This window comes from Thermus thermophilus (genome assembly GCF_019974155.1).
Lineage (GTDB): Bacteria > Deinococcota > Deinococci > Deinococcales > Thermaceae > Thermus > Thermus thermophilus_C.
This window is the reverse complement of record NZ_AP025158.1, coordinates 1005069-1014949: the sequence shown is the minus strand read 5'-3', so window position 1 is coordinate 1014949 and position 9881 is coordinate 1005069. Positions and strand designations below refer to the sequence as shown.

Annotated in this window: 9 protein-coding genes; 4 read left to right on the top strand and 5 right to left on the bottom strand. The window is 70.1% G+C overall.

What is annotated here, in order from left to right:
• Nucleotides 1–71: 71 nt before the first annotated feature.
• Both TthTMY_RS05485 and TthTMY_RS05480 read right to left on the bottom strand, forming a co-directional pair.
• The gene (locus TthTMY_RS05485; protein WP_096410561.1) at nt 72–1094 is read right to left on the bottom strand and encodes a lipid II:glycine glycyltransferase FemX; all 1023 of its coding nucleotides are present in this window, start codon (nt 1092–1094) and stop codon (nt 72–74) included.
• Nucleotides 1095–1097: 3 nt separating this feature from the next.
• Entirely contained in the window at nt 1098–1847 is a 750-nt protein-coding gene (locus TthTMY_RS05480; protein ID WP_223903516.1) for a response regulator, read from the bottom strand.
• Nucleotides 1848–1885: 38 nt separating this feature from the next.
• On the opposite strand from TthTMY_RS05480, the gene pheA reads away from it, so the two are divergent.
• Nucleotides 1886–2719 (top strand): prephenate dehydratase, encoded by an 834-nt coding sequence (gene pheA, locus TthTMY_RS05475; RefSeq protein ID WP_096410560.1) that lies wholly within the window; start codon nt 1886–1888, stop codon nt 2717–2719.
• On the opposite strand, the gene TthTMY_RS05470 is transcribed toward pheA, so the two are convergent.
• Nucleotides 2706–3107 (bottom strand): hypothetical protein, encoded by a 402-nt coding sequence (locus TthTMY_RS05470; RefSeq protein ID WP_096410559.1) that lies wholly within the window; start codon nt 3105–3107, stop codon nt 2706–2708. The two genes, pheA and TthTMY_RS05470, sit on opposite strands and share 14 nt — an antisense overlap.
• Nucleotides 3104–4537: an O-antigen ligase family protein gene (locus tag TthTMY_RS05465; protein ID WP_223903515.1), complete on the bottom strand. Its 1434-nt coding sequence runs from the start codon at nt 4535–4537 to the stop codon at nt 3104–3106. The genes TthTMY_RS05470 and TthTMY_RS05465 overlap by 4 nt, the downstream gene beginning before the upstream one ends.
• A 66-nt stretch (nt 4538–4603) precedes the next feature.
• On the opposite strand from TthTMY_RS05465, the gene TthTMY_RS05460 reads away from it, so the two are divergent.
• Genes TthTMY_RS05460 through bshA form a run of 3 tightly spaced genes read left to right on the top strand, consistent with a single transcriptional unit; the run spans nt 4604 to nt 7446 of the window.
• Nucleotides 4604–5233 (top strand): hypothetical protein, encoded by a 630-nt coding sequence (locus tag TthTMY_RS05460; protein WP_096410558.1) that lies wholly within the window; start codon nt 4604–4606, stop codon nt 5231–5233.
• Nucleotides 5230–6336 (top strand): LptF/LptG family permease, encoded by a 1107-nt coding sequence (locus TthTMY_RS05455; protein WP_096410557.1) that lies wholly within the window; start codon nt 5230–5232, stop codon nt 6334–6336. Before TthTMY_RS05460 ends, TthTMY_RS05455 begins: the two co-directional genes overlap by 4 nt.
• Before the next feature lie 9 nt (nt 6337–6345).
• Nucleotides 6346–7446: an N-acetyl-alpha-D-glucosaminyl L-malate synthase BshA gene (gene bshA, locus TthTMY_RS05450; RefSeq protein WP_096410556.1), complete on the top strand. Its 1101-nt coding sequence runs from the start codon at nt 6346–6348 to the stop codon at nt 7444–7446.
• On the opposite strand, the gene lon is transcribed toward bshA, so the two are convergent.
• Entirely contained in the window at nt 7443–9857 is a 2415-nt protein-coding gene (gene lon / locus TthTMY_RS05445; RefSeq protein WP_223903514.1) for an endopeptidase La, read from the bottom strand. The two genes, bshA and lon, sit on opposite strands and share 4 nt — an antisense overlap.
• Between the last annotated feature and the right edge of the window lie 24 nt (nt 9858–9881).

The window sequence follows — 9881 nt, the reverse complement described above, 5'->3', positions numbered from 1 at the left end:
CCCTTACACATAAATCCTTACACGACCCCACGCCCCCCACGATAGCGAAAGGCGCTTGAGAAAGATGACACTCAGCCAAGGACGTCCCGAGGGTTGCCCCGCACCCGCAGGTTGACCCAGGTCTTCCTCAGGCGGAGGAGGAGCCTTAGGGGGCGGTAGAGGGGGGAGAGGGGCAGGACATAGGCGGGGAACTGGACCCGCTGGCCCCCAAACCCCTCCTTGAAGCGGTGGATCCCCTCGGCGTGGCTCCCCTGGGGGTTTTTGGGGATGCCCCAAAGGTCGTAGACGCGGTAGCCCCGGGCCATCCCGTGCCGGATGGCGGCGAGGTGCATGCCCATGGGGGCCTTGGCCTCGGGGTGCTTGCGGGTGCTGCCGCCGTAGAGGTAGGCCACCTTGCCGGCGAAGGCCACGAAGAGGCCCGCCGCCAGGGCCTCCCCGTCCTTCCGCGCCAGGGCGAGAAAGGCCTCCCCCAAGGGCTGGTTCATCTCCTTGAGGACCGCCCGGTAGTAGGCCTCGTCGTGCTGGAGGAGGCGGGCCCTCCGGTTGGTCTCCGTGAAGAGGCGGTAGAACTCCGGGAAGGCCTCCTCCCCCTCCACGGAAAGGGCCACCCGCTTGAGGGCGAGCCGGGCGTTCCGGCGGTGCATCTCCTTCATCCCCTTGAGGAGGGCCTCCTCCCCCTGGGTGAGGTCCAGCCAGAGGGAGTGGGCGGGCTGGATGGGCTCCTCCAAAAGGAGGCCGGGGAAGCGGGGGGCAGGAAGGTGGGCGGGAAGCCCCGCCTCCGGCTCCAGGACCAGGTGGGTGGCCCGAAGGGCCCGCCCCAAGGTCCGGGCCACCTGGGGCAGGTCCTCGAGGCGGTGGAGGGCGGGCCCCCTAGGGGCGTAGGCCAGGGCAAGCCCCCCGGGGAGGGGGCGGAGAAGAACCTGGGCCGCCCCCAAGAGCTCGCCCTCCCGGTAGACGGCCAGGCGCTTGGGCACCCAGCCGGAAAGGCGCTTCACCTCTCCCCAGCCCCAAGACTGCAGGGGGCTGGCGATGGGAAAGGCCGCCACGAGGGTATTCCAGGCCTCGGGCTCGTGGACTTCCAGAAGCTCCCACACCCCTCAAGGGTACAGGGCCCGAGCGAGGTCTTCCAGGAGGCCGTCCCCCTCCAGGGGAAGGCCCTGGCGCTCCAGGTAGGCCTCGAGGAGCCCGGCGAAGCGGGGGTCCTTCGCCCGGGCCGCCCGCTCGGCGATGGGCACCAGGGGCCAGCCGTAGGCCAGGTGGCCCAAAAGGTCGTAGAGGTCGTACGGCCCGGGGAGGATGCGGCGCAAAAGCGCCTCGGTCCAGCCCTTGGCCACCAGGTTTTGCAGAAGGGCCCGACGGCCTGCCGTTTTCCGCCAAAGCTCCCGGAAGCGCTCCTCCTTGGGGAGGGCCTGGGCGAGGCGGGAGCACACCTCCTGAAGGGTGGCCACCCGCTCCCCCCCGGGCAGAAGGTACCCCTCCCGGCCCAAAAGGCTTTCCACCGCCTGCTTCAACCGCCGCCCGGACACGGGTTTTTCCAGGAAGAGGTCCGCCCCCAAGGCCTTCCCCACCCCTTCCAGCTCCCGTCCTCCCCCGGTGAAGAGGATGACGGGGACCTTGCTCAGGCAGCGAACGGCGCGGATGCGCCCCAGGAGGGAGAGGCCGTCCATATCGGGCATCATGATGTCCAAAAGGATGAGGTCGGGGGTCTCCTTGCGCAGGTGCTCCAGGGCGGCCCTGGCCGAGTCCGCCACGGTCACCTCGTGGCCCGAGCCGGAAAGGAGCACCTCCAGGAGGTAGCGGATTTGGGGGTCGTCGTCCACCACCAAAAGGCGCGCCACGAAACCCATGCTACGGCAAGGGCCAAGGCCTAAGGTATCATGGGGCGATGAGGATCGCCTTCCAAGGCACGGAAGGGGCCTACAGCGAGGAGGCCTTGCTCAAGGCCTTCCCCGAGGCGAAGCCCGTGGGCTTTCCCACCTTTCACCAGGTCTTTGAGGCGGTGGAGGCGGGCGAGGCGGAGCTCGGGGTGGTGCCGGTGGAGAACACCACGGCGGGGAGCATCAACCAGACCTACGACCTCCTCCTGGAGAGCGACCTCCACGTGGTGGGGGAGATCGTCCACCGGGTGGAGCACTGCCTCCTCGCCCCCAAGGGCACGACGCTCAAGGACCTGCACGCGGTGAAGAGCCACCCCCAGGCCCTGGCCCAGTGCGACGGCTTCCTCGCCCGGATGCGCCTCTCCCCCATCCCCGTCTTTGACACTGCGGGGGCCGCCCGGGCCCTGGCGGAGAACCCGGAGCCCGGGGTGGGGGCCATCGCCTCGAGGCGGGCCGCCGAGCTCTACGGCCTGGAGGTCCTGGCGGAGAACATTGAGGACTACCCCCACAACTACACCCGCTTCTTCGTCATCGGGCGCGAGGAGGCGAAAAAGGGGGAGGGGCCCCACAAGACCAGCATCGTCTTCGCGGTGCGCCACCGCCCGGGAGGGCTTTTGGAGGCCCTTTCCGTCTTCGCCGAGGCGGGGGTGAACCTCACCAAGCTGGAGTCCAGGCCCCGGAGGGACAAGCCCTTCAGCTACCTCTTCTACCTGGACCTGGAGGGGCACCTGGAGGACCCCGGGCCCGCCCAGGCCCTCCTCCGCCTCCTCAGGCGGGTGGCCTTCCTCAAGGTCCTGGGCTCCTACCCCGCCCACGCCAACGGGGGCGTTAGCGCACCCTAAGCTCCCGCAGGAAGAGGTTCCGATCCTCCGGAGGGGCGTAGAGGTCGTTGAGGAAGGCGAGGACGAGCACGCCCCGCCCCGTGGTCCGGACCCGCACTTCCTTTAGGCCCAGGACCTCCCCCTGCCAGAGCACCCGGTCCCCCTCGGCCACCACGGCCCAGGGACCCTCCCCTTTCGCGGGGGTGCCCTCGAGGCGGAGGACCACCTCCGCCTCCCGGCAGAGGGGGATCTCCACCACGCCGTTGGCGTAGAGGTCCGCCCGCTCGGGGAGGGGCCCCGGGCGGCACCCGCCAAAGGGGAGGGGCTTCGGCGCAAGCCCCCCTTCCAGCCCCCAAAGCCCCGCCCCAAGCCCCAGGGCGAGGGCCAGGACCCCCAAGGCCCACCTCACCGCCCCACCTCCCCCTCCAGGAGGAAGGCGGGCCGCAAGGCCAAGCCCCCCTCCCGGAAGAGCACGAGCACGAGTCTCTTCCCCTCTATGGGGGTCTCGGGAAGGGGGAAGCGGACGGGCTTCTCCGCCGACCACTCCCAGCCGAGCCTCCGGCACCCCTCGGCGCAGAGCCAGACCTGGAGGCGGTACCCCTCGCCTTTCTCCAGGGCCACCGCCCCCTCGCCGCCCCGATCCGGGACGACGAGGTAGCGGAGGGCCGGGGGAGGCCCCTCGGGGCGGGCCGCCAGGTAAAGGAAGGGGAGGGACCAAAGGAGGGCCACCCCCCCGGCAAGCCCCAGCCCCAGGGGAGCCCGCCCCCCCTCGAGGCGGGCCAGGGCCATCCCCCCGAGGAGGAAGAAGACCTCGCCCCGGAAGGGGCTCGGGACGCTGAAGGGGTTGTCCACCATCCCCATCCCCAAATAGGCGGCGAGAAGGCCGAAGAGGAGGCCGTCCCCCCAGGCCCCCGCGAGGAACCCCCCGGCGAGGAGGAGAAGCCCCACCGCCCCGAAGACCCCCCCTTCCCCCAGGGCCTGGAGGAGGTGGTTGTGGGCGAAGGTCCAAAGCCCGCCCCAGGGCCTGAGCCAGTCGGGACAGGTAAGCCCCCGGGCCTCGAGGAGGGGAAAGAGGAAGCAGTCCCCGAAGAGCACCCCCCCGATCCGCTCCCCGAGGAGGTAGGGCCCCACCCCCGTCCAGGGGTGCTCCTGGAAGACCCGGTAGGCGGCGAGCCACACCCCCTCCCTCCCGGAAAGGTGGGCCTGGAAGAAGCGCTCCGTGGCGGGAAGGTTCAGGGCGAAGGCGGCGAGGAGAAGCCCACCCCCTAAGGCCAGGGCGAGAAGGCCCCGCCTGCGGAAGAGGAGGGCCGCCGCCCCGCCCACGAGGAAGCCCAGCATCCCCCCACGGCTCCCCGAAAGGAGGAGAACCGCCCCCCCCAGAAGGCCCAGGAGGGCCCGGAAGGGCCAGGGGTAGCGGAGGTGGAGGGCGAGGAGGAGGCCGAGCCCCCCGAGGAAGCCGAAGCCCACGGGGCTGTGGAAGGGGTGGCTGAGCCGGGCCCGCACCGCCCCGTCCCCCCAAACCCAGTAGGTGGCGGCGAAGCCCGTGAGGTAGAGGAGGAAGAGGCCCACGCCCCAAGCCCCAAGGGCCCGCTCCGGCCTGCCCAGGGCCACCCCAAGCCCCACCAGGCCGAGGACGTAGAGGAAGCGGAAGAGGGCCAAAGGCCAGGCCAAAGGCTCCGGGGCGAAGAGGGCGGGCAGGAGGAGGCTCGCCCCGTAGAGGGCGAGCAGGGCCTGCCCCCAAAGGGGAAGCCGCCGGACCCAGGGCACGAAGAAAAGGGCAAGCCCCGCAAGCGGGGGAAGGAGGGGCGCCAAGGCGAGGAGGAAGGCCAGACCGCGCACAGAGGCACTATACCGGGAAAGCCCCGCCTAAGCTTCCTTTCAGAAAGGACGGGTAGAGTAAAACCCATGAAGCGCCTGGCCTGGACCCTCCTCTTGGGCCTCGTGGGCCTCGCCCTGGGGGCCCGGTTCGCCACCTTCAGCGTGGAGCCCTTCGGGGCCCAGCGCCTGGACCTGGACACCGGCGTCACCACCCTCCCCCAGGGAGGGATCCTCACCGACAACGAGAACGGCCTCCGCCTCAAGGCGGCCTACATCGCCTACAAGGAAGGAAGCTTCGTCCGGGCCAGGGAGGTGGAGCTCCTCTCCGAGAAGGAGCGGTTTGCGGCTGCCTCCCTGGAGCACGACATCCCCAAGCAACAGGCCCTCTTCCAGGACCTCCTCTTCGCCAACCCCGACTTCCAGGACCTGAGGGCGGACCGCGCCCTGGCCCTCTTTGAGGAGGAGGTGGTGGTCCTGAAGGGGCGGGTCCAGGCCAAGTCGCCCAGGCTCCAGGCCGAGGCCCTGGTGGTGGACCTCAAGGCCCGGGAGGCCCTGGCCCTGGGGAGCTTCACCTACCAGGAGGGGAAGGCCACGCTGCGGGGCCAGGGGAAGGACGCCCGCCTTTACCTCCGCTTCGCGGGAGGGAAGGTGCAGGCCACGACCAAGCTCCCGGCCCAGGCGGCCCGCCTCGAGGCCTACGCAAAGCGCCTCCCATGATCCTCCACCGCTACCTCCTCAGGGAGAGCCTCCCCGTCCTCCTCCTCGCCCTCCTCTTCCTCACCGCCGTCTACCTCTTCGGCTTCTTCTACGCCGGGGCGAGGTGGCTTGAGGGGGTGCCCCTCCCCAAGATCCTCCGCTGGCTCTCCTACCACGTCCCCGGGATCTGGGTCCAGGTCTTCCCCATCGCCTTGGTGACCACCACGGTCCTGGTCTTCGGCAGGCTCGCCGCCGAGGGGGCCCACTTCGCCCTTCTTTCCGCCGGGATCCCCTTGGGGCGGGCGGCGCTCCCCCTCGTGGCCGTGGGGGCGGTCCTAAGCGGCCTCGCCCTCTACCTCCAGGAGTACGTGGTCCCGGAGGCCAACAACCGGGTGCGGGTGGCCTGGTGGGACGAGATCCACACCCAAGGGGCGGGCCTCTTCCGGCTCAAGGGGATGCAGATCCCCATAGGCCAGGGCAAGAGCCTTTACTTCCAGGACTTTGACATGGCGGCCAAGGAGATGGTGGGGGTGCGGATCACCGCCTTCCAGGGGGAGGTGGGCACCTTCCTCTTCGCCGAGCGGGGCACCTGGGAGGACAAGACCCTCACCCTCAAGGACTACCGCTACTACCAGGTGGACTTCGGCCAGGTGCCGGGGCTGGAAACCGCCCCCGACCTCCTCGCCCAGGTGCGCCGGGTCTTCCGGGTGGTGAGCCAGGGAAAGGCCCTGGAGGTAACCTCGGACCTCTCCCGGGCCCGGGCCATCGCCGACTACGCCGACACCTTCAGCTTCGGCCAGGACAGCCTTTCGGAGGCCTGGCGGAAGCTCAAGGACCCCTTCCTGCCCCCCTTGGAGAAGTGGCGGGCGCGGCTTGAGCTCCACTCCAAGCTCGCCCTTCCCCTCGCCAACCTGGTCCTCGTCCTCCTCGCGGCGGCCATGGCCCTCCGCTACGGGAAAAGCCCGGGACTTGCCCTGGGGATGAGCGTGGTCCTTGCCCTGGCCTACTACGGCGCCTTCTTCCTGGGCCGGGCCCTGGCCGGGATCGGGGCCCTCCCCCCTGAGCTTGGGGCCTGGGGGGCCAACCTGCTCTTCCTCCTTCTGGGCCTCAGGGCCCTTCGCTAGGCTTAGGGCATGCGCCGGGAGGAGCTTCGCCTGGGCCTCGTGGCCTACCCGGGCCTTGGGGGAAGCGGGACGGTGGCCGCCGAGCTCGCCGACCGCCTGGCCCGGATGGGGCACCGGGTCTACCTCTTCGCCACGTCCCGCCCCTTCCGCCTCCCCGAGGCGAGCCCCGTGGTCCACGTCCCCGTGGACCTCCCCTACTACCCCGTCTTCCCCGGACCCCTCTACACCCTCTCCCTGGCGGGCACCCTGGAGCGGGAGGCCAAGCGGCTTGGCCTGGACCTCGTCCACACCCACTACGCCGTCCCTCACGCCGCCGCGGCCTACCTCGCCTTCGGGGAAGGCCTCCCCCTGGTCCACACCCTCCACGGCACCGACGTCTCCGTGGTAGGGATGGACCCCGCCTTCCACGGCCCCACCCGCCGCGCCCTCGAGGCCGCCCGGGCGGTCACGGCGGTAAGCCGGGCCCTGGCCCAGGAGGCCAAGCGGGCCTTCGGGGTGGAGGCGGTGGTGGTCCCCAACGCCGTGGACCCGGAGCGCTTCCGCCCTAGACCTGAGCGCAAGAGGCTCTACGCCGAGGAGGGGGAGTGGCTCCTCGTGCACGCCTCCAACTTCCGCCCCATCAAGCGGGTGCCCGACATCGTCCGGGCCTTCGCCAAAATCAGGAAGCGCCTTCCCGCCAGGCTCCTCCTTCTGGGCACCGGCCCCGAGGAGGAGGAGGCCCGGCGGGTGGCGGCGGAGCTCGGCGTCGCCCCCTGGGTCACCTTCCACCCCCCCACCCCCCACCCGGAAGAGGTCCTGGGGGCGGCGGACCTTTTCCTCCTGGCCTCGGAGGAGGAGTCCTTCGGCCAGGCAGCCCTCGAGGCCCTGGCCTCCGGCGTCCCCGTGGTGGCCACGGCGGTGGGCGGGGTGGCCGAGGTGGTCACCCCCGAGGTGGGCCGGCTCGTGGAGCTCGGCAACCTGGAGGCCCTGGCGGAGGCCGCCTTGGACCTCCTGGGAAGCCCCCGCCTCCCCGAGATAAGGAGGAGGGCCCGGGAGTGGGCCCTCCTGCGCTTCCACCCGGAAAGGATCACCCGGGCCTACCTGGAGGTCTACGCCAAGGCCCTGGGCTAGGCGTGGGCCACGAGCTCCTTCTTCCTCCGGACGCTCCTAGAGCGCCTGCCCCCCTCCTCCAAGGCCTTGAGGCCGCCCACCAGGGCCAGGTCCAGAACCTGGTCCAGGTGCTCCACGAAGTGGAAGGTCATGTTCTGCCGGAGGGGCTTGGGGATGTCGGAGAGGTCGGGCTCGTTGAGCTTGGGCAGGATCACCTCCCGGATCCCGGCCCGCCTCGCCCCCAGCACCTTCTCCTTCACCCCGCCGATGGGGAGGACCCTGCCCGTGAGGGTGATCTCCCCGGTCATGGCGATGTCGTGCCGCACCGGCACCTCGGTGAGGGCGGAGACCAGGGCGCTCACGAGGGCCACCCCCGCGCTCGGCCCCTCCTTGGGGATGGCCCCCGCGGGCACGTGGATGTGGATGTCGGACTTGTCAAACTTCTCCAGAGGGATGCCGAAGCGGTGGGCGTTCTTCTTGGCGTAGGAGAGGGCGGCCCTGGCCGACTCCTTCATCACGTCGCCGAGCTGCCCGGTGAGGATGAGGTTGCCCTTTCCGGGCATCACCGAGACCTCCACGAACATGATGTCCCCGCCCACGGGGGTGTAGTACATCCCCGTGGCCACCCCCACCTGGGGATGGCGGGCCTCGGTCTCGGGGAGGAAGCGGGGCGGGCCGAGGTAGGCCTCCAGGTCCTTCTCCGTGATCCGCACCCGCTTCTTGCCCTCCTCCAGGATCCTGCGGGCGGCCTTGCGGAGGAGGGCCCCGATCTCCCGCTCCAGCTGCCGCACCCCCGCCTCCCGGGTGTAGTGGGTGATGAGGCGCATGAGGGCGGCCTCGGTCACCACCACCTGCTCGGGCTCGAGGCCGTTTTCCTTTAGCTGCCTGGGCAGGAGGTAGCGCTTGGCGATCTCCAGCTTCTCCTGCTCGGTGTAGCTGGTGAACTCAATGGGCTCCATCCGGTCGTAGAGGGGGGCGGGGATGTTCTGGGGGAAGTTGGCGGTGCAGATGAACATCACCTCGCTGAGGTCAAAGGGCACCCCCAGGTAGTGGTCCACGAACTCCTTGTTCTGGGCGGGGTCCAAGACCTCCAGGAGGGCCGCCGCCGGGTCCCCCTGGTAGGAGATGCCCAGCTTGTCCACCTCGTCCAGGAGGAAGACGGGGTTCTTGGTCCCGGCTTGCCTCAGGCCCTGGATGATCCGGCCCGGCATGGCCCCGATGTAGGTGCGGCGGTGCCCCCGGATATCCGATTCGTCCCGCACCCCGCCCAAGGAGATGCGCACGTACTTGCGGCCCAGGGCCTCGGCGATGCTCTTGGCGATGGAGGTCTTCCCCACCCCCGGCGGCCCCACGAAGAGGAGGATGGGGCCCTTGTTTACTTCTTCGGCCGGGATCTCCCCCCGCCTGGCCCTTTCCGCCTTGAGCTTGCGCACCGCCAGGTACTCCAGGACCCGGTCCTTCACCTTCTCCAGGCCGTAGTGGTCCCGTTCCAGGATCTCCTTGGCCCGCTCCAGGTCCAGGTTGTCCTCGGTGCGGGTGTTCCAGGGGAGGTGGACGATCCAGTCCAGGTAGGTGCGGATGACGCTGGCCTCGGCGGAGTCGGGGTGCATGCGGGCGAAGCGGTTGAGCTCCCGCTCCGCTTCCTGGCGCACCACAGGGGGAAGGTCCAGGGCCTCAAGCTTCCTGCGGAACTCCTCCACCTCCTGCTCCCCCTCCTCCCCGTGGAGCTCCCGCTGGATGGCCTTCATCTGCTCCCGGAGGAAGTACTCCCGCTGGTTGCGGTCAATCTCCTCTTTGACCTGCTGCTGGATGCGCCGCTGGGTCTCAATGAGGGCGAGCTCCCCCTCCAGGAGCACCAAAACCGCCCGCAGGCGCTCGGCCACGTTCGCCGTCTCCAGGACCTTCTGCTTGTCCTCGAGGCGGAAGTCCATGTGGAAGGCGACGTAGTCGGCGAGCTGCGAGGGGTCCTCCAGGTTCAGGATGAACTGGGCCACCTCCGGGGCCAGGTACTTCCCCTCCTTGAGGAGGGCCTGGAACTTGTCCTTGACCTCCCGGACCAGGGCCTTGACCAGAATGGGCTCCCCGGGCTCGTCGGCGAGGACCTCGCCGCGGGCCTCGAGGTGGTCCCCCAGGTCCAGCCACTCCTTCACCCGGACCCGGGCGAAGGCCTGCACCAGCACCTGGACGGAGCCGTCCGGGTTCTTGCGCATCTTGAGGATGTTGCAGGCCGTGCCCACCTCAAAGAGGTCCGAGGGCTTGGGGGTCTCCACCTCCTTGTCCCTCTGGCTCACGATGAGGAGAACCCGGTCGCGGGCCAGGGCCTCGTCAATGGCCCGGATGGAGATGGGCCTCCCGGCGTCTATGGGCATCACCATGGTGGGGTAGATGACCGAGCCCCGCACCGGGCAGACGGGCAGGGTTTCCGGTAGCATGCGTTCCCTCCTTTCTTCAGCGGT